This is a genomic window from Micromonospora sp. C28SCA-DRY-2, assembly GCF_030519475.1.
In the GTDB taxonomy this organism is placed as follows: Bacteria; Actinomycetota; Actinomycetes; order Mycobacteriales; family Micromonosporaceae; genus Micromonospora.
Map to the genome: position 1 here is coordinate 973,655 of NZ_JAUMKD010000002.1, position 15,759 is coordinate 989,413.

Below are 15,759 nucleotides of genomic sequence, written 5' to 3' on the forward strand. Positions count from 1 at the left end.
GGCGGGCGGACTACCGACGGGCGAGACGTCCGGCGTGCGGCCGCCCGGGCGACCGGTCAGGACTCGGTCGGTACCCGGAGCCGGCGGGTGAGGTCGGCGCGGCGGGCGTACTCGGCCGGGTCGTCGGGGTAGCCGACCGCCACCAGGGTGAGCCCGTGCGCCGGCGCGACGGTCACCTCGCTGGACCGCTCCCGCCGGGTCAGCAGGCCCGCCGGCCAGTCCACCGGCCGGCGGCCGTCCCCGGCCACCAGCATCGCGCCGACCAGGCTGCGCACCATCGCCTGGCAGAACGCGTCCGCCTGGACGGTGGCGACCAGCACGCCGTCCGGGTCGCGCCGCCAGTCCAGCCGGGTCACCTCGCGCAGCGTGGTGGCGTTCTCCTTGCGCCGGCAGTACGCGGCGAAGTCGTGCTCCCCCACCAGCCCGGCCGCCGCGGCGTTCAGCGCGTCCAGGTCGAGCGGCTTCGGCCAGGCCAGGATCTCGTGCCGGCGCAGCGGCTCCGCGCCGTACGGGGCGTCGGTGACCCGGTACTCGTAGCGGCGGAAGGTGGCCGAGAACCGGGCGTCGAAGTCGGCCGGCACCTCGGTCATCGCGCGTACCCGCACGTCGGTGGGGAGCAGCCGGGCCAGCCGGCGCAGCAGCGTCCCCGCCCGCTCCCGCCAGACCGCCGTGGGCAGGTCGAGGTGGCAGACCTGGCCGGTGGCGTGCACCCCGGCGTCGGTCCGGCCGGCCACGGTCAGCCCGGTCGCGACACCCGCGCCGAGCACCAGGTCGAGGGTCTGCACGAGCACCCCGGCGACCGTGCGCCGGGTCGGCTGGGCGGCCCAGCCGGAGAAGTCGGTGCCGTCGTACGCGACGTCCAACCGCAGCCGGGTGCGCTCGTCCACTCGTACCTCCGCCTCACGGGTCGGGCCCGGCACCCCGTGAGGGATGCCGGGCCCGATGGTGGCCTGGCTCAGGCCTTGTCGTTCTCGCCGGCCTCGTCGCTGTCCTCGCGCGCGGCCGGGGTGTCGCCGGACGCCGACACCGGCGGCTCGGCGTCCTGGTCGCCGGAGTTCGACCGCGGGGTCTCCTCCGCCGGGGCGAGCGCCTCGACCTTGTCCTGCTGGGCCGCCTTGCGGGCGGCGGTCTTCTTGTTCGCCTTCGGCTCGGCGGCCTGAAGCTCCTCGACCAGCTCGATGATCGCCATCGGCGCGGCGTCACCCTTGCGCGGACCGGTCTTCACGATCCGGGTGTAGCCGCCGTTGCGGTTGGCGTACCGCGGCGCGATCTGGTCGAACAGGGCGTAGACCACGTCCTTGTCCTTGACGACACCCAGCACCCGCCGGCGGGACGCCAGGTCGCCGCGCTTGGCCTTGGTGATGAGCTGCTCGGCCAGCGGACGCAGCCGCCGGGCCTTCGTCTCGGTGGTCTGGATCTTGCCGTGCTGGAACAGCGCGGTGGCCAGGTTGGCCAGCATCAGCCGCTCGTGCGCGGGGCTGCCGCCGAGGCGGGGGCCCTTGGTGGGCGTGGGCATGCTTGGTGCTCCTCAGGTGTGGCGGCAGCGCGGACTAGAGCTGCTCGGTCTCGCGGTAGTCGTCGGTGTCGTAGTCGGCCTCGCCGAAGGCGTCCACGACGTGCGCCGGATCGAAGTTCGGAGCCGAGTCCTTCAGCCCCAGCCCCATCCCGGCGAGCTTCATCTTGACCTCGTCGATCGACTTCTGGCCGAAGTTGCGGATGTCGAGGAGGTCGGCCTCGGTACGCCCGATGAGCTCACCAACGGTGTTGATGCCCTCGCGCTTGAGGCAGTTGTAGGAGCGGACGGTCAGGTCCAGCTCCTCGATCGGCAGGGCCAGGTCCGCCGCGAGCTGGGCGTCCTGCGGGGACGGCCCGATGTCGATGCCCTCGGCGGTCTCGTCCAGCTCCCGGGCCAACCCGAAGAGCTCCACCAGCGTCGACCCGGCGGAGGCCAGCGCGGTGCGCGGGCCCATCGACGGCTTGGTCTCGACGTCGATGATCAGCCGGTCGAAGTCGGTCCGCTGCTCGACACGCGTCGCCTCGACCCGGTAGGTGACCTTCAGCACCGGCGAGTAGATCGAGTCGACCGGGATCCGGCCGATCTCGGCGCCGGCCTGCTTGTTCTGCGCCGCCGTGACGTAGCCCCGGCCCCGCTCGACGGTCAGCTCCATGTCGAGCCGGCCCTTGCCGTTGAGGGTGGCGAGCTTCAGGTCCGGGTTGTGCACCGAGACGCCGGCCGGCGGCTGGATGTCACCCGCGGTCACGTCGCCCGGGCCCTGCTTGCGCAGGTACATGCTGACCGGCTCGTCGTGCTCCGAGCTGACGCAGAGCTCCTTGATGTTCATGACGAGCTCGACCACGTCCTCCTTGACCCCGGGGATCGTGGTGAACTCGTGCAGCACGCCGTCGATCTTGATCGAGGTCACCGCCGCACCCGGGATCGACGACAGCAGCGTACGCCGCAGCGAGTTGCCCAGGGTGTAGCCGAAGCCCGGCTCCAGCGGCTCGATGGTGAACCGGGAGCGGGTCTCGTTGATCGACTCTTCGGAAAGAGACGGTCGCTGGCTGATGAGCATGTCTTCTCTTCTCTTCCGGGGCGCCCGCTATATGACGCCCACGACACAAACTGTTCCGGTGGCCCGCCCCGGAGGGCGGGCCACCGCAACGAGCCCTTACTTGGAGTAGAGCTCGACGATCAGCTGCTCCTGGACCTGGGTGTCGATCACCTGGCGGGCCGGGAGCGAGTGCACGAGGATCTTCATCTGGCTCGGGATGGCCTCCAGCCACGCCGGAACCGACCGCGAACCGGCCTGAGCCTGCGCCACCAGGAACGGGGTGAGCTGCTTGCTCTTCTCCCGCACCTCGATGATGTCGTGCTCCTTGACCCGGTACGACGGGATGTCGACCTTCTTGCCGTTCACCGTGAAGTGGCCGTGCTTGACCAGCTGACGGGCCTGGTCGCGGGAGCTGGCGTAGCCGGCCCGGTAGACCACGTTGTCCAGCCGCGACTCGAGGATCTGCAGGAGGACCTCACCGGTCTTGGCCTGCTTGGCCACGGCCTCCTCGTAGTAACCGCGGAACTGCTTCTCCAGCACGCCGTAGACGCGGCGGGCCTTCTGCTTCTCGCGGAGCTGGAGCAGGTACTCCGTCTCCTTGGTGCGGCCGCGGCCGTGCTGCCCGGGCGGGAACGGCCGGGACTCGAACGGGCACTTCGGGCCATCGCACTTGCTGCCCTTGAGGAACAGCTTCATCTTCTCCCGCCGGCAACGGCGGCAGTCAGCACCGGTGTAACGAGCCATCTCTCTCTACCTCTCAGACCCGGCGACGCTTCGGCGGACGGCACCCGTTGTGCGGCTGCGGGGTCACGTCGGAGATCTGACCGACCTCCAGGCCCACGGCCTGCAGCGAACGGATGGCGGTCTCCCGGCCGGAGCCGGGGCCCTTGACGAACACGTCGACCTTGCGCATGCCGTGCTCCATCGCCCGGCGCGCGGCGGCCTCGGCGGCCAGCTGCGCGGCGAACGGGGTCGACTTGCGCGAGCCCTTGAAGCCCACCTGGCCCGCGGAGGCCCAGGAGATGACCGCACCGGTCGGGTCCGTGATGGACACGATGGTGTTGTTGAAGGTGCTCTTGATGTGCGCCTGCCCGTGGGCGACGTTCTTGCGTTCCTTGCGCCGGACCTTCTTGACGGCGGCTCCGGCACGAGCCTTCGGTGGCATAAGTCTGTGCGCTCCTAGTTGACTTACCGAAACAGGTTGGAGTCCGGCCTACCTCGGCGGACGCCGACCCGGATTCCGGTTTTCGTCTTACTTCTTGCCGGGCTTCTTCTTGCCGGCGACGGTCCGCTTCGGGCCCTTGCGGGTGCGGGCGTTGGTCCGCGTCCGCTGGCCACGCACGGGGAGACCCCGGCGGTGCCGGATACCGGCGTAGCAGCCGATCTCGACCTTGCGGCGGATGTCCGCGGCGACCTCGCGGCGCAGGTCGCCTTCAACCTTGTAGTTGGCCTCGATGTGGTCGCGGAGCTGGACCAGCTCCTCGTCCGTGAGGTCCCGGGCGCGCTTGTCCGGCGAGATGCCGGTGGCGGCGAGCGTCTCCAGGGCGCGGGTGCGACCCACGCCGAAGATGTAGGTGAGCGCGATCTCCATCCGCTTCTCGCGGGGGAGGTCGACGCCGACTAGACGTGCCATGTGCGGGCGTACTCCTCGTGATGTTCTGGCGGAGGTGTGGACCCGTCCCACCCCGCTACCGACCGTCCCGTCCTTCCGGCGCTTACCGCGCCGGCGACCGGGATCGGTCGCTGCCCGAGCGGGCCCCGGCCTCCGACCGGGGGTCAACCACGAGGGAGTACGCGCTGCGTACCGCTCGCGGCTGGGACGAGCTAGGTGATGTGTTGTCTGGATCTGCGGCCCGGACCGATCCGACCGGCCGTGTCACGACCGGTGGGACTGGTTCAGCCCTGGCGCTGCTTGTGGCGCGGGTCGGTGCAGATGACCATGACCCGGCCGTGCCGGCGGATCACCCGGCACTTGTTGCAGATCCTCTTGACGCTCGGCTTGACCTTCACGGTTGCCTTACTTCCCATCTGGCCCGGAGTCGCGACGTGCGACCCGGACGTCGAAGACGGACACGGGACGACCCGGCCGTCGTCAGGCTTACTTGTAGCGGTAGACGATGCGCCCGCGGGTCAGGTCGTACGGCGACAGTTCGACGACGACCCGGTCCTCCGGCAGGATGCGGATGTAGTGCTGCCGCATCTTGCCGCTGATGTGAGCCAGCACCTTGTGGCCGTTCGCGAGCTCCACCCGGAACATGGCGTTCGGCAGGGGCTCGATGACCCGACCCTCGATCTCGATGGCTCCGTCTTTTTTCGGCATGTCCTCCGCTGTCCTGACGTCGGTTGCTCCGGACGGCCCACAACGTCTTACACGGGTGACTGACCATGATCAGTAAGCCCGCGCCAGCCGCGGCTCCGAGTCCCACCGAAGCGCTTGGTGGGCATGCCGGAGTGGACGCTGTGCGCCGATCAGTCAGTGTACGCGCGCCTGCACGCCGTCGCCAAACCGGCCACCAGCGGATTCACCGTACCGGGCAAATCCGCCCATCCCGCCGGGTGAGTGGCTACTCGTCCGGGCCGCCGGCCTCCAGCGCCCGCCGGCGGGCCCGCTTCGCCAGCTTCCGCCGGCGCCGGCGCTCCCGCTCGGCCTCCCACCGCCGCGGCTCACCCCCGGCCAGGCCGGTGACGGTGCGCACCAGCAGCAGCGCGCCCCACGGCCCGGCCACCCAGCCCGGCCAGAAATACAGCAGATCGCGTGCGTACAGGGAGGAAATCGCCCAGATGGCCACCACGATCGGCACCACCTGGAGGTAGGGCAGCCAGACCTCGGCCAGCCAGCGGGCGGCCGCCCGGCGGGCGGCAGCCGGGTGGGCCGGCGCCGGGACGGCGTCCGCCGGTTCCGCGAGCGCGGACGCGGCCGGGGGCGTCACCGCCGGCAGGTCGCTCACCAGCGCGTCCAGTTCGGCGTACGTGCGGGCGGCGTAGGCCTGCTGCAACCGCTCGTCGTACTCGTACAGGCTCAGCCGGCCCTCGTCGAGCGCCACCCGCAGCCGGTCGGCCACCGCCGTACGGTCGGCATCGGCGGCCCGCATCCCGTCCCGCCCCTCCATGCCCGCAAGCATGCCACCGCCCCACCACCCCCACGAACCCCCGAACCGGCCGCCCCACCCGGGTGGGACGGGGGCGGATGGGACGGGGGCGGGTGGAGCGAGGGCTGGGTCAGGGGGTCGGGGCGGGTTGGCGGGCGGTGACCAGGTCACCGAGGCGGGCCCGGCCGCCGTCCTCGGCGGTCAGCACCCACACCCCGTCGGGCAGCAGCGCCATCGTGTGCTCGACGTGCGCCGCGACCGAGCCGTCCCGGGTCACCACTGTCCAGCCGTCGGCCAGCTCCACGGTGCGCGGCGAGCCCATCGTGATCATCGGCTCGATGGCCAGCGCCATGCCGGGCACCAGGCGGGGGCCCTTACCCGGCCGGCCGTGGTTGAGCACGTGCGGGTCCTGGTGCATCTCGGTGCCGATGCCGTGCCCGCCGTAGCCGTCGACGATGCCGTACCGCCCGCCCCGGCGGACCGCGTCCTCCACCGCGTGCGAGATGTCGGTGAGCCGGCCCTTGCCGCTGGCCGCGCCCCGCGCCGCCGCGGCGATACCGGCCCACATGGCGTCCTCGGCCACCGTGGCCATCTTCAGCAGGGTCGGGTCGACCTCGCCCACGCCGACGGTGATGGCGGCGTCGCCGTGCCAGCCGTTCAGCACCGCGCCACAGTCGATCGAGATCAGGTCGCCCTCGTGGAGCACCTGCTCGGGTGCCGGGATCGCGTGCACCACCTGCTCGTTGACCGAGGAGCAGATCGAGGCGGGGAAGCCGTGGTAGCCCTTGAACGACGGGACCGCCCCGGCCTCGCGGATGGTCGACTCGGCGATCGCGTCCAGGTCGGCGGTGCTGACCCCGGGGGCGACCGCGGCACGCATCCGGCGCAGGGCCTCGGCGACCACCAGACCGGCGGCGCGCATCTTCTCGATCTGGTCGGGGGTCTTCAGCTGGATGTCCAGCTGGGGACGACGCATGGAGCCGTTACCTTTCGTTGCCGAACAGCGGGGCACGCCGGACGTACCCCGCTGTTCGCACTCTATCCGCCGTGGGCGGGACGTCAGCCGCTGTAGGAGCGCAGGGCGTCGATGGCGCGGACGGTGACGTCCTCCACCGGACCGGTCGCGTCGATGCCGACGAGCTTGCCCTGGGCGCCGTAGTAGTCGACCAGCGGCGCGGTCTTCTCCGCGTACTCCCGCAGCCGGGCGGCGATGGTCTCCGGCTTGTCGTCGTCGCGCTGGAACAGCTCGGCGCCGCAGCGGTCGCAGATGCCGTCCCGGGTGGTCGGGTCGAACTCGACGTGCCAGATCTTGCCGCAGCCCCGGCAGGTCCGCCGGCCGGAGAGCCGGCGGATCACCTCGTCGTCGTCGACGACCAGTTCGAGCACCAGGTCGAGCGCGGTGCCCAGGTCGGCGAGGAGCTTGTCGAGCGCGGCCGCCTGCGGGGTCGTGCGGGGGAAGCCGTCGAGCAGGAAGCCCTCGCTGGCGTCCGGCTCGGCGAGCCGGTCCCGAACCATGTTGATGGTCACCTCGTCCGGCACCAGCTTGCCGGCGTCCATGTAGCGCTTCGCCTCGACGCCGAGCGGGGTCCCCTGGGACACGTTGGCCCGGAAGATGTCTCCGGTCGAGATCTTCGGCACCGAGAGGTGCGCGGCGATGAACTCGGCCTGCGTGCCCTTGCCCGCGCCCGGCGGGCCAACCAGAACGAGTCTCATCTACCGCAGGAACCCTTCGTAGTTCCGCTGCATCAGTTGGCTCTCGATCTGCTTGGTGGTCTCCAGACCGACGCCAACCATGATCAGCACAGCGGTACCGCCGAACGGGAAGTTCATGTACTGCTGCTTGTCCAGCCAGATGAAGAAGAAGTTCGGCAGGATCGAGATGATGCCCAGGTAGAGGGCGCCCGGCAGGGTGATCCGGCTGAGGATGAAGTCGAGGTAGTCGGCGGTCGGCTTGCCGGGGCGGATGCCCGGCACGAAGCCGCCGTACTTCTTCATGTTGTCAGCGACCTCGGTCGGGTTGAACGTGATCGAGACGTAGAAGTACGTGAAGAAGATGATCAGCAGGAAGTAGACAGCGATGTAGATCGGGCTGGTCGGGTCGACCAGGTTGTTCTGGATCCACGCCTGCGTCTTGCCGGGGTTGGTCTGGTCGAAGAACTGGAGCGCCAGCTGCGGCAGGTAGAGCAGCGACGACCCGAAGATGACCGGGATGACACCCGCCTGGTTGACCTTCAGCGGGATGTAGGTCGAGGTGCCGCCGTACATCCGCCGGCCGATCATCCGCTTGGCGTACTGCACCGGGATCCGGCGCTGCGCCTGCTCGATGAAGGTGACAGCGGTGATGACCACCAGGACCAGCGCGATGACCAGGAAGAACTTCCACCAGCCCTGGCTCTGCTTGATCTGCCAGCCCTCGCTGGGGAGCCGGGCGGCGATCGAGGTGAAGATCAGCACGGACATGCCGTTGCCGACGCCGCGGTCGGTGATCAGCTCACCGAGCCACATGACCACACCGGTGCCGGCGGTCATCGTCATCACCAGGATGGTCAGGGTCAGCCAGTCCGGGATGCCGGTGCCCTCGGGGATGATCGGGAACTGGTCGCACTGGTTGTTGAACAGCTGCCCGGAGCGGGCCAGCGCGACGAACGCCGACGCCTGCAGGACACCGAGGCCCAGGGTCAGGTAACGGGTGTACTGGGTGATCTTCGCCTGGCCGGCCTGGCCCTCCTTGCGGAGCTGCTCCAGCCGCGGGATCACGACGGTCAGCAGCTGCAGGATGATCGACGCGGTGATGTAGGGCATGATGCCCAGCGCGAAGACCGAGAGCTGCAGCAGCGCGCCGCCGGAGAAGAGGTTCAGCAGGTTCAGGACGCTCGTGGAGTCGCCCTGGATGGTGTCGAGGCACTTCTGCACGTTGCCGTAGGACACGCCCGGGCTCGGCAGCGTGGCGCCGAGCCGGTAGATCGCGATGATGCCTACTGTGAACAGCAGCTTCTTGCGCAGGTCAGGCGTACGGAACGCACTGAGAAAGGCGGACAGCAACTTCTTCCTCCTGCGCGAGGCGGGCCGCCGGTGATCCCTGGCGGGTCGGGGTGGGTGCCGGGCGAGTGCCCGATATCCATAGCTGGGAAGGGACTCTAACAGCCCGATCCCGGTCCGGGCAGATGTGCCCGGCTACATAAACCGAGTTTGATGTTACCCGGCGCACAGGGCCCAGGTAGACCGTGGCGCCCGCCAGTTGCGGGCAACTGGACGGGCGCCACGGGTCGTACAGTCCTTACAGCTCGGTGACCGAGCCACCGGCAGCGGTGATCTTCTCCTTGGCCGACGCGCTGAACGCGTGCGCCGACACCTGGAGAGCCACGCCACCGAGGTCGCCGGTGCCGAGCACCTTGACCGGCTGGCCCTTGCGGACCGCGCCGGCCTCGACCAGCTCCAGCGGGCCGACCTGGCCGCCGTTCGGGAACAGCTCGGCGAGCCGGTCCAGGTTGACCACCTGGAAGACCACCTTGAACTTGTTCTTGAAGCCCTTCATCTTCGGCAGGCGCATGTGGATGGGCATCTGCCCACCCTCGAACGCCGCGGAGATGTTCTTGCGGGCCTTCGAACCCTTGGTACCGCGACCGGCGGTCTTGCCCTTGGAGCCCTCACCGCGACCCACCCGGGTCTTCGCGGTCTTGGCACCCGGCGCCGGGCGCAGGTGGTGGACCTTGATCGTCATTACTCGACCTCCTCGACCTTCACGAGGTGGTTCACAGTGAAGATCATGCCGCGGATCTCGGGCCGGTCCTCCTTGACCACCACGTCGTTGATCCGCTTGAGACCGAGCGAGCGCAGCGAGTCACGCTGGTTCTGCTTGGTCCCGATCTCGGACCGGACCTGGGTGACCTTGAGACGTGCCATCAGGAAGCCACCCCCGCCCGCGACGCCAGCATGGCGGCCGGCGCGACGTCCTCCACCGGCAGGCCACGACGCTGGGCGACGGCCTCGGGGGACTCCAGCCCCTTCAGCGCCGCCACGGTGGCGTGCACGATGTTGATCGGGTTGGACGACCCGAGGCTCTTGGAGAGCACGTCGTGGATGCCCGCGCACTCCAGCACGGCACGCACCGGACCACCGGCGATGACACCGGTACCGGCGGAGGCCGGCTTGAGCAGCACGACGCCGGCGGCGTCCTCGCCCTGGACCGGGTGCGGGATCGACTGACCGATCCGCGGCACCTTGAAGAAGTGCTTCTTGGCCTCCTCGACACCCTTGGCGATCGCCGCGGGCACCTCCTTGGCCTTTCCGTAGCCCACGCCGACCGTGCCGTCGCCGTCGCCCACGATCACCAGGGCGGTGAAGCTGAAGCGACGACCACCCTTCACGACCTTGGCGACGCGGTTGATCGCGACGACCCGCTCGAGGTGCGGGGTCTTCTCGACGGGCGCGTTTCCGCGGCCGCCCTCACGGCGGTTGTCGCGGCGACCACCCTCGTTGCCACCGGACCCGCCGCCACGGCGCTGTTGACCTGGCATCAGCAGCCTTCCTTCTCTCTCGTGACGGGGTTGTTAGAACTCGAGCCCGGCTTCGCGGGCGGCATCGGCCAGCGCGGCGACCCGCCCCGCGTACCGGTTGCCACCGCGGTCGAAGACGACCTTGGAGACGCCGACGGCCTTGGCCCGCTCGGCGAGCAGGGCGCCGACCTTGCCGGCCAGGGCGCTCTTGTCGCCCTCCGCACCGCGCAGCGACGCGTCCAGGGTCGAGGCCGACGCCAGGGTGTGACCCTTGGTGTCGTCCACGATCTGGGCGACGATGTGCCGCAGGGAGCGGGTGACCACGAGGCGGGGACGCTCGGCGGTGCCGCTGACGTTCTTGCGGACCCGGAAGTGCCGGCGCGCACGCCCGACGGCGCGCTTGGCGGCAACGCCGCGGCGGCGCTTGAGCAGCGTGGCGCTCACTTCTTACCTGCCTTTCCAGCCTTGCGGCGGATGACCTCGCCCTGGTACTTGACACCCTTGCCCTTGTAGGGCTCCGGCGGACGGATCTTCCGGATGTTGGCGGCGACCTCGCCGACCAGCTGCTTGTCGATGCCGGCCACGTGGAACAGGGTCGGCTTCTCCACCGTGAAGGTGATGCCGTCCGGCGCCTGCACCGTGACCGGGTGCGAGAACCCGAGCGCGAACTCCAGGTCCTTGCCCTTGGCCGTGACCCGGTAACCGGTACCGGCGATCTCCAGGCTCTTACGGTAGCCCTCGGTGACGCCGACGATCATGTTGGCGACCAGGGTCCGGCTCAGGCCGTGCAGCTCCTTGGCCTTGCGCTCGTCGTTCGGGCGGTTGACGTTCAGCTGCCCGTCCTCGGCCCGCTCGATGGTGATCGGCTCGGCCAGGGTGTGCGACAGCTCGCCCTTCGGGCCCTTGACCTTGACGGTCTGGCCGTCGATGGTGATATCGACACCGGACGGTACCGGGATCGACTTACGTCCAATACGCGACATTTCTACCTGTCTCCCGTTACCAGACGAAGGCGAGGACTTCCCCGCCAACGCTCCGCTTGCGGGCCTGCCGGTCGGTGAGCAGCCCCTGGGACGTCGAAATGATCGCCACGCCCAGCCCGCCGAGCACCCGCGGGAGCCCGTCCGACTTGGCGTACACCCGGAGACCGGGCTTGGACACGCGCTTGATGCCGGCCAGGCTCCGCTCCCGGTTCTGGCCGTACTTCAGCTCGACGACCAGTCGCTTGCCGACGGCGCCCTCCTCGGGCTCCTCGACCGACCAGGTGGAGATGTAACCCTCGGACTTCAGGACCTCGGCGATGTTCGCCTTGATCTTGGAGTACGGCATCGTCACCCGGTCGTGGTACGCCTGGTTGGCGTTACGCAGACGCGTGAGCATGTCTGCGATCGGGTCGGTCATCGTCATGAAATTCGTCAACCTTTCTCGCCGGGGTTCCCCGGGCACGGCCCGGGGCCTACGGCGAAGAGACAGTTCAGCTGACGCGCGAAGCGCGCCGGGCTATTACCAGGAAGCCTTGGACACGCCGGGCAGCTCACCGCGGTGGGCCATCTCCCGGATGCACACCCGGCAGAGACCGAACTTGCGGTAGACCGCCTTCGGACGCCCGCACCGCTGGCAGCGGGTGTACGCGCGAACCGAGAACTTCGGCTTCGCGGCCGCCTTGAGGATCAGCGCCTTCTTGGCCATCTCAGTTCTCCTTGAACGGGAAGCCCAGGAGCTTGAGCAGCGCCCGGCCCTCGTCGTCGGTCGTGGCGGTGGTGACCACCGTGATGTCCATGCCCCGCTGCCGATCGATCTTGTCCTGGTCGATCTCGTGGAACACCGACTGCTCGGTCAGACCGAACGTGTAGTTGCCGTGCCCGTCGAGCTTGCGCCCGTCCAGACCGCGGAAGTCACGGATACGCGGCAGCGCGATCGACAGCAGCCGGTCCAGGAACTCCCACATCCGGTCGCCGCGCAGGGTCACCTTCGCGCCGATCGGCATGCCCTCGCGCAGCTTGAACTGCGCGATGGACTTGGTCGCCCGCCGCACCTGCGGCTTCTGACCGGTGATGGTGGCCAGGTCGCGGACGGCGCCGTCGATCAGCTTGGCGTCCCGGGCGGCCTCGCCGACACCCATGTTGACGACGATCTTGACCAGCCGCGGCACCTGCATCGGGTTGCCGTAGTTGTACTGCTCGCGCAGCTGGGCCACGATCTCGTTGCGGTACCGCTCCTTGAGGCGCGGCATGGTCTTGGTTTCGGTAGCCGTGCTCATCACAGGTCCTTACCGGTGCTACGCGCGATGCGGACCTTCTGGCCGTTCTCGTCGATCCGGTAGCCGACGCGGGTCGGCTTCCCGTCGGAGTCCAGGACCTGCACGTTCGAGACGTGGATCGGGGCCTCCTGGGTGACGATGCCACCGGTCTTGGCGCCACGCTGGGTGGTGCTGATGCGGGTGTGCTTCTTGACCCGGTTCACGCCCTCGACCAGGACCTTGTCCTGCCGCGGGTAGGCCGCGATGACCTTGCCCTTGGCACCCTTGTCCTTGCCGGCGATGACGACGACCGTGTCGCCCTTCTTGACCTTCACGGTCACAACACCTCCGGCGCGAGAGAAATGATCTTCATGAACCGCTTGTCCCGCAGCTCCCGGCCCACCGGGCCGAAGATACGGGTGCCGCGCGGGTCCCCACCGTCCTTGATGATGACGGCGGCGTTCTCGTCGAAGCGGATGTACGAGCCGTCCGGGCGCCGCTTCTCCTTGGCGGTGCGAACGACGACCGCCTTGACGACGTCGCCCTTCTTCACACCGGCACCCGGGATCGCGTCCTTGACGGTGGCCACGATGACGTCGCCGATGCTCGCGTAGCGCCGACCGGAGCCACCGAGAACCCGGATGCACAGGATCTCCCGGGCACCCGTGTTGTCGGCGACGCGCAGTCGCGACTCCTGCTGAATCACGTCTATCTCCTATGTCTGCCGGTTCTCCGGCCGCACCGCGGCGGCCGGAGCCTGGCGGAACCTGCGCCCGACCGAGGCCGGCCGAGCTCGAGCCTTCGCTACTTGGCCTTCTCGAGGATCTCCACGAGCCGCCACCGCTTGGTCGCGGAGAGCGGCCGGGTCTCCATGATCAGGACCCGGTCGCCGATGCCGGCCGAGTTCTGCTCGTCGTGCACCTTCAGCTTGCTGGTCCGGCGCATGATCTTGCCGTACAGCGCGTGCTTGACCCGGTCCTCGACCTCGACCACGACGGTCTTTTCCATCTTGTCGCTGACCACGAGGCCCTCACGCACCTTGCGGCGGGCCCGCGCGGTGGCGGTGGTGTTCTCGCTCATGATGCAGTCACCTCAGTCGGCGCGGCCGAGAGCCCCAGCTCGCGCTCACGCATGATCGTGTAGATCCGGGCGATCTCCCGACGGATGACCTGCAGCCGCCGGTTGTTGTCCAGCTGCCCGGTTGCGGCCTGCACGCGGAGGTTGAACAGCTCCGCCTTGGCCTCGCGCAGCCGCGTGACCAGCTCCTCCTCGGAGAGCTCACGCAGCTCGGCGGCCTTAACGCCCGCTGCCATCAGGATTCACCCACTTCGCGCGTCACAATGCGGCACTTCATCGGGAGCTTGTGGATCGCGCGACGCATCGCCTCTCGCGCGATCTGCTCGTTGGGGAAGGACATCTCGAAGAGCACCCGTCCCGGCTTCACGTTGGCGACCCACCACTCGGGCGAACCCTTACCGGAACCCATCCGGGTTTCCGCCGGCTTCTTGGTGAGGGCCTGGTCCGGGAAGATGGTGATCCAGACCTTGCCACCACGCTTGATGTGGCGGGTCATCGCGATACGCGCCGACTCGATCTGGCGGTTCGTCACGTACGCCGGCTCGAGAGCCTGGATCCCGAACTCGCCGAACACCACCCGGTTACCGCCCTTGGACGCGCCGCTGCGGTCCGGGTGGTGCGGCTTGCGGAAGCCCTTCGGGGGCTTGCGCGGCATCAGCATCTGTCAGCCCTCCTGCTGCGTTTCTGCCGCGGCGGCGACGGCGGCGGGATCCACCGCGTCACCACTCGGCGTCTCGGCCTGCTGCGCGAGCGTGGTCGCGGCGGCCCGGCCGGCCTCGGTGCCGCCGGCGGTCGTGCCGGACGAGCCGGACCGACCACGGCGCGGCCGCTCGGGGCGGTCGCCGCGCTCACGGCGCGGGCGCGACGGAGCCTCGGCCGGGGTCTCCCGACCCGGCACCGCGTCGCCCTTGTAGATCCAGACCTTCACGCCGATCCGGCCGAAGGTGGTACGGGCCTCGAAGAAGCCGTACTCGATGTTGGCCCGCAGCGTGTGCAGCGGGACCCGGCCCTCGCGGTAGAACTCGGTCCGGCTCATCTCGGCGCCGCCGAGGCGGCCCGAGACCTGCACCCGGATGCCCTTGCAGACCGGGTTCTTCATCGCCGACTGCATGGCCTTGCGCATCGCCCGACGGAAGCTGACCCGGCTGGACAGCTGCTCGGCCACGCCCTGCGCGACCAGCTGAGCGTCCGACTCGGGGCTCTTCACCTCGATGATGTTGAGCTGCACCTGCTTGCCGGTCAGCTTCTCCAGCTCGCCGCGGATCCGGTCGGCCTCCGCACCCTTCCGGCCGATGACGATGCCCGGCCGGGCGGTGTGGATGTCGACCCGGACCCGGTCCCGGGTGCGCTCGATGTCGACCTTGGAAATGCCGGCGCGCTCCAGGCCCTTGGACATCATCCGGCGGATCTTGACGTCCTCGCCGATGTAGTCCTTGTAGAGCTTGTCCGCGAACCAGCGGGACTTCCAGTCGGTCGAGATACCGAGCCGGAACCCGTGCGGGTGAACCTTCTGACCCATTACTCCGCGCCCTCCGTGTTGCTCTGCGTCTCGGCCGGCGCGGCCTGCTTCGCCGGGGCCGTCTTCTTCGCGGCCTTACGCGGGGCGGCCGGCGCGACGGCCTCGACCGCCACCGTGATGTGGCAGGTGCGCTTCCGGATCCGGTACGCCCGGCCCTGCGCCCGCGGCTGGAACCGCTTCATGGTCGGGCCCTCGTCCACGTACGCCTCGCTGACGAGCAGCGCGTCGGGGTCCAGCCGCTCGTTGTTCTCCGCGTTGGCGATCGCGCTCGCGAGCACCTTGTACACCTGCTCGCTCGCGGCCTGCGGCGCGAACTGCAGCACCGTGAGCGCCTCCTTCGCGGGCAAACCGCGGACGAGGTTGACCACCCGGCGCGCCTTCATCGGCGAGATGCGCACGTGCCGCGCAACCGCCCGCGCGCCCGGAAGCACCGGAGCGTCGCCCTTTCCTGGCATCGCTGTAACCCCTTGTTCCTCTATCCGTATGCCCGCGGCGTCAGCGCCGACGGCTCTTCCGGTCGTCCTTCTCGTGACCCTTGAACGTGCGGGTCAGCGCGAACTCGCCGAGCTTGTGCCCGACCATCGCCTCGGTCACGAACACCGGGACGTGCTTGCGTCCGTCGTGCACCGCGATCGTGTGGCCCAGCATCTCGGGGATGATCGTCGAGCGCCGCGACCAGGTCTTGATGACGTTCTTCGAGCCCTTGTCGTTCTGCGTCTCCACCTTCTTGAGCAGGTGGTCGTCGACGAACGGGCCCTTCTTCAGGCTGCGAGGCATGTCTTATCTC

At 69.3% G+C, this 15,759-nt stretch carries 28 protein-coding genes; all 28 read right to left on the minus strand.

The window, feature by feature from the left end; translation table 11 throughout:
* Positions 1 to 56 precede the first annotated feature (56 nt).
* The 28 genes from truA to rpsS all read right to left on the minus strand — a co-directional run bounded on the left by truA (position 57) and on the right by rpsS (position 15,749).
* The gene (truA, locus tag Q3W71_RS12910) at positions 57 to 887 is read right to left on the minus strand and encodes a tRNA pseudouridine(38-40) synthase TruA (protein WP_302919517.1); all 831 of its coding nucleotides are present in this window, start codon (positions 885 to 887) and stop codon (positions 57 to 59) included.
* A gap of 68 nt (positions 888 to 955) precedes the next feature.
* Positions 956 to 1,516, minus strand: coding sequence for a 50S ribosomal protein L17 (gene rplQ / locus Q3W71_RS12915; protein ID WP_302919518.1), 561 nt, complete (start codon positions 1,514 to 1,516; stop codon positions 956 to 958).
* A 34-nt stretch (positions 1,517 to 1,550) separates the two neighbouring features.
* The gene (locus Q3W71_RS12920; RefSeq protein ID WP_120684293.1) at positions 1,551 to 2,573 is read right to left on the minus strand and encodes a DNA-directed RNA polymerase subunit alpha; all 1,023 of its coding nucleotides are present in this window, start codon (positions 2,571 to 2,573) and stop codon (positions 1,551 to 1,553) included.
* Positions 2,574 to 2,669: 96 nt separating this feature from the next.
* Positions 2,670 to 3,296 (minus strand): 30S ribosomal protein S4, encoded by a 627-nt coding sequence (rpsD, locus tag Q3W71_RS12925; RefSeq protein ID WP_155330244.1) that lies wholly within the window; start codon positions 3,294 to 3,296, stop codon positions 2,670 to 2,672.
* A 13-nt stretch (positions 3,297 to 3,309) separates the two neighbouring features.
* On the minus strand, positions 3,310 to 3,717 hold the full coding sequence (rpsK, locus tag Q3W71_RS12930; protein WP_007073011.1) for a 30S ribosomal protein S11: 408 nt from the start codon (positions 3,715 to 3,717) through the stop codon (positions 3,310 to 3,312).
* An 87-nt stretch (positions 3,718 to 3,804) separates the two neighbouring features.
* Positions 3,805 to 4,185, minus strand: coding sequence for a 30S ribosomal protein S13 (gene rpsM / locus Q3W71_RS12935; protein WP_007073012.1), 381 nt, complete (start codon positions 4,183 to 4,185; stop codon positions 3,805 to 3,807).
* 263 nt (positions 4,186 to 4,448) lie between these two features.
* Positions 4,449 to 4,562: a 50S ribosomal protein L36 gene (gene rpmJ, locus Q3W71_RS12940; RefSeq protein ID WP_012184307.1), complete on the minus strand. Its 114-nt coding sequence runs from the start codon at positions 4,560 to 4,562 to the stop codon at positions 4,449 to 4,451.
* A gap of 88 nt (positions 4,563 to 4,650) precedes the next feature.
* Positions 4,651 to 4,872, minus strand: a complete 222-nt coding sequence (gene infA, locus Q3W71_RS12945) for a translation initiation factor IF-1 (RefSeq protein WP_007073013.1) — start codon at positions 4,870 to 4,872, stop codon at positions 4,651 to 4,653.
* A gap of 244 nt (positions 4,873 to 5,116) precedes the next feature.
* Positions 5,117 to 5,662 carry a DUF1707 domain-containing protein gene (locus Q3W71_RS12950; RefSeq protein WP_302919519.1) on the minus strand — a complete coding sequence of 182 codons (546 nt, stop codon included), beginning with the start codon at positions 5,660 to 5,662 and terminating at the stop codon, positions 5,117 to 5,119.
* Between the two features lie 109 nt (positions 5,663 to 5,771).
* Positions 5,772 to 6,617: a type I methionyl aminopeptidase gene (gene map / locus Q3W71_RS12955; RefSeq protein WP_302919520.1), complete on the minus strand. Its 846-nt coding sequence runs from the start codon at positions 6,615 to 6,617 to the stop codon at positions 5,772 to 5,774.
* An 83-nt stretch (positions 6,618 to 6,700) separates the two neighbouring features.
* Positions 6,701 to 7,354, minus strand: coding sequence for an adenylate kinase (locus Q3W71_RS12960; protein WP_302919521.1), 654 nt, complete (start codon positions 7,352 to 7,354; stop codon positions 6,701 to 6,703).
* Positions 7,355 to 8,683 carry a preprotein translocase subunit SecY gene (gene secY, locus Q3W71_RS12965; RefSeq protein ID WP_302919522.1) on the minus strand — a complete coding sequence of 443 codons (1,329 nt, stop codon included), beginning with the start codon at positions 8,681 to 8,683 and terminating at the stop codon, positions 7,355 to 7,357. It abuts the gene before it with no gap.
* A 235-nt stretch (positions 8,684 to 8,918) separates the two neighbouring features.
* Complete coding sequence (rplO, locus tag Q3W71_RS12970) at positions 8,919 to 9,362, minus strand: 50S ribosomal protein L15 (RefSeq protein WP_088991891.1); 444 nt, start codon at positions 9,360 to 9,362, stop codon at positions 8,919 to 8,921.
* Positions 9,362 to 9,544: a 50S ribosomal protein L30 gene (gene rpmD / locus Q3W71_RS12975; RefSeq protein ID WP_012015110.1), complete on the minus strand. Its 183-nt coding sequence runs from the start codon at positions 9,542 to 9,544 to the stop codon at positions 9,362 to 9,364. Before rpmD ends, rplO begins: the two co-directional genes overlap by 1 nt.
* Complete coding sequence (rpsE, locus tag Q3W71_RS12980; protein WP_088997381.1) at positions 9,544 to 10,158, minus strand: 30S ribosomal protein S5; 615 nt, start codon at positions 10,156 to 10,158, stop codon at positions 9,544 to 9,546. Before rpsE ends, rpmD begins: the two co-directional genes overlap by 1 nt.
* A 33-nt stretch (positions 10,159 to 10,191) precedes the next feature.
* Positions 10,192 to 10,581 carry a 50S ribosomal protein L18 gene (gene rplR / locus Q3W71_RS12985; RefSeq protein ID WP_132393096.1) on the minus strand — a complete coding sequence of 130 codons (390 nt, stop codon included), beginning with the start codon at positions 10,579 to 10,581 and terminating at the stop codon, positions 10,192 to 10,194.
* Positions 10,578 to 11,120: a 50S ribosomal protein L6 gene (gene rplF / locus Q3W71_RS12990; RefSeq protein ID WP_088991890.1), complete on the minus strand. Its 543-nt coding sequence runs from the start codon at positions 11,118 to 11,120 to the stop codon at positions 10,578 to 10,580. The genes rplR and rplF overlap by 4 nt, the downstream gene beginning before the upstream one ends.
* A gap of 16 nt (positions 11,121 to 11,136) precedes the next feature.
* Positions 11,137 to 11,544 carry a 30S ribosomal protein S8 gene (gene rpsH, locus Q3W71_RS12995; RefSeq protein WP_088997380.1) on the minus strand — a complete coding sequence of 136 codons (408 nt, stop codon included), beginning with the start codon at positions 11,542 to 11,544 and terminating at the stop codon, positions 11,137 to 11,139.
* 96 nt (positions 11,545 to 11,640) lie between these two features.
* Positions 11,641 to 11,826, minus strand: a complete 186-nt coding sequence (locus Q3W71_RS13000; RefSeq protein WP_007073023.1) for a type Z 30S ribosomal protein S14 — start codon at positions 11,824 to 11,826, stop codon at positions 11,641 to 11,643.
* 1 nt (position 11,827) lies between these two features.
* On the minus strand, positions 11,828 to 12,397 hold the full coding sequence (gene rplE / locus Q3W71_RS13005; protein WP_088997379.1) for a 50S ribosomal protein L5: 570 nt from the start codon (positions 12,395 to 12,397) through the stop codon (positions 11,828 to 11,830).
* Positions 12,397 to 12,717: a 50S ribosomal protein L24 gene (gene rplX / locus Q3W71_RS13010; protein ID WP_172896341.1), complete on the minus strand. Its 321-nt coding sequence runs from the start codon at positions 12,715 to 12,717 to the stop codon at positions 12,397 to 12,399. The genes rplE and rplX overlap by 1 nt, the downstream gene beginning before the upstream one ends.
* Positions 12,714 to 13,082 (minus strand): 50S ribosomal protein L14, encoded by a 369-nt coding sequence (rplN, locus tag Q3W71_RS13015; RefSeq protein WP_007073026.1) that lies wholly within the window; start codon positions 13,080 to 13,082, stop codon positions 12,714 to 12,716. The genes rplX and rplN overlap by 4 nt, the downstream gene beginning before the upstream one ends.
* 98 nt (positions 13,083 to 13,180) lie before the next feature.
* Positions 13,181 to 13,456, minus strand: coding sequence for a 30S ribosomal protein S17 (gene rpsQ, locus Q3W71_RS13020; protein ID WP_088991889.1), 276 nt, complete (start codon positions 13,454 to 13,456; stop codon positions 13,181 to 13,183).
* Positions 13,453 to 13,689 carry a 50S ribosomal protein L29 gene (rpmC, locus tag Q3W71_RS13025; RefSeq protein WP_088991888.1) on the minus strand — a complete coding sequence of 79 codons (237 nt, stop codon included), beginning with the start codon at positions 13,687 to 13,689 and terminating at the stop codon, positions 13,453 to 13,455. Before rpmC ends, rpsQ begins: the two co-directional genes overlap by 4 nt.
* Positions 13,689 to 14,114 (minus strand): 50S ribosomal protein L16, encoded by a 426-nt coding sequence (rplP, locus tag Q3W71_RS13030; protein WP_007465292.1) that lies wholly within the window; start codon positions 14,112 to 14,114, stop codon positions 13,689 to 13,691. Before rplP ends, rpmC begins: the two co-directional genes overlap by 1 nt.
* Before the next feature lie 3 nt (positions 14,115 to 14,117).
* Positions 14,118 to 14,972, minus strand: a complete 855-nt coding sequence (gene rpsC / locus Q3W71_RS13035) for a 30S ribosomal protein S3 (RefSeq protein WP_088997378.1) — start codon at positions 14,970 to 14,972, stop codon at positions 14,118 to 14,120.
* A complete protein-coding gene (rplV, locus tag Q3W71_RS13040) occupies positions 14,972 to 15,427 on the minus strand; it encodes a 50S ribosomal protein L22 (RefSeq protein WP_088997377.1) in 456 nt (151 codons plus the stop codon). The genes rpsC and rplV overlap by 1 nt, the downstream gene beginning before the upstream one ends.
* Positions 15,428 to 15,467: 40 nt before the next feature.
* A complete protein-coding gene (rpsS, locus tag Q3W71_RS13045; protein WP_007073032.1) occupies positions 15,468 to 15,749 on the minus strand; it encodes a 30S ribosomal protein S19 in 282 nt (93 codons plus the stop codon).
* Between the last annotated feature and the right edge of the window lie 10 nt (positions 15,750 to 15,759).

Excerpts from the sequence above, each read along its gene's own strand:
- rplQ (WP_302919518.1), bottom strand. The coding sequence starts at position 1,516 with ATGCCCACGCCCACCAAGGGCCCCCGCCTCGGCGGCAGCCCCGCGCAC.
- Q3W71_RS12920 (WP_120684293.1), bottom strand. The coding sequence starts at position 2,573 with ATGCTCATCAGCCAGCGACCGTCTCTTTCCGAAGAGTCGATCAACGAG.
- rpsD (WP_155330244.1), bottom strand. The coding sequence starts at position 3,296 with ATGGCTCGTTACACCGGTGCTGACTGCCGCCGTTGCCGGCGGGAGAAG.
- rpsK (WP_007073011.1), bottom strand. The coding sequence starts at position 3,717 with ATGCCACCGAAGGCTCGTGCCGGAGCCGCCGTCAAGAAGGTCCGGCGC.
- rpsM (WP_007073012.1), bottom strand. The coding sequence starts at position 4,185 with ATGGCACGTCTAGTCGGCGTCGACCTCCCCCGCGAGAAGCGGATGGAG.
- infA (WP_007073013.1), bottom strand. The coding sequence starts at position 4,872 with ATGCCGAAAAAAGACGGAGCCATCGAGATCGAGGGTCGGGTCATCGAG.
- Q3W71_RS12950 (WP_302919519.1), bottom strand. The coding sequence starts at position 5,662 with ATGGAGGGGCGGGACGGGATGCGGGCCGCCGATGCCGACCGTACGGCG.
- map (WP_302919520.1), bottom strand. The coding sequence starts at position 6,617 with ATGCGTCGTCCCCAGCTGGACATCCAGCTGAAGACCCCCGACCAGATC.
- Q3W71_RS12960 (WP_302919521.1), bottom strand. The coding sequence starts at position 7,354 with ATGAGACTCGTTCTGGTTGGCCCGCCGGGCGCGGGCAAGGGCACGCAG.
- rplO (WP_088991891.1), bottom strand. The coding sequence starts at position 9,362 with ATGACGATCAAGGTCCACCACCTGCGCCCGGCGCCGGGTGCCAAGACC.
- rpmD (WP_012015110.1), bottom strand. The coding sequence starts at position 9,544 with ATGGCACGTCTCAAGGTCACCCAGGTCCGGTCCGAGATCGGGACCAAG.
- rpsE (WP_088997381.1), bottom strand. The coding sequence starts at position 10,158 with ATGCCAGGTCAACAGCGCCGTGGCGGCGGGTCCGGTGGCAACGAGGGT.
- rplF (WP_088991890.1), bottom strand. The coding sequence starts at position 11,120 with ATGTCGCGTATTGGACGTAAGTCGATCCCGGTACCGTCCGGTGTCGAT.
- rpsH (WP_088997380.1), bottom strand. The coding sequence starts at position 11,544 with ATGACGATGACCGACCCGATCGCAGACATGCTCACGCGTCTGCGTAAC.
- Q3W71_RS13000 (WP_007073023.1), bottom strand. The coding sequence starts at position 11,826 with ATGGCCAAGAAGGCGCTGATCCTCAAGGCGGCCGCGAAGCCGAAGTTC.
- rplE (WP_088997379.1), bottom strand. The coding sequence starts at position 12,397 with ATGAGCACGGCTACCGAAACCAAGACCATGCCGCGCCTCAAGGAGCGG.
- rpsQ (WP_088991889.1), bottom strand. The coding sequence starts at position 13,456 with ATGAGCGAGAACACCACCGCCACCGCGCGGGCCCGCCGCAAGGTGCGT.
- rpmC (WP_088991888.1), bottom strand. The coding sequence starts at position 13,689 with ATGGCAGCGGGCGTTAAGGCCGCCGAGCTGCGTGAGCTCTCCGAGGAG.
- rplP (WP_007465292.1), bottom strand. The coding sequence starts at position 14,114 with ATGCTGATGCCGCGCAAGCCCCCGAAGGGCTTCCGCAAGCCGCACCAC.
- rpsC (WP_088997378.1), bottom strand. The coding sequence starts at position 14,972 with ATGGGTCAGAAGGTTCACCCGCACGGGTTCCGGCTCGGTATCTCGACC.
- rplV (WP_088997377.1), bottom strand. The coding sequence starts at position 15,427 with ATGCCAGGAAAGGGCGACGCTCCGGTGCTTCCGGGCGCGCGGGCGGTT.
- rpsS (WP_007073032.1), bottom strand. The coding sequence starts at position 15,749 with ATGCCTCGCAGCCTGAAGAAGGGCCCGTTCGTCGACGACCACCTGCTC.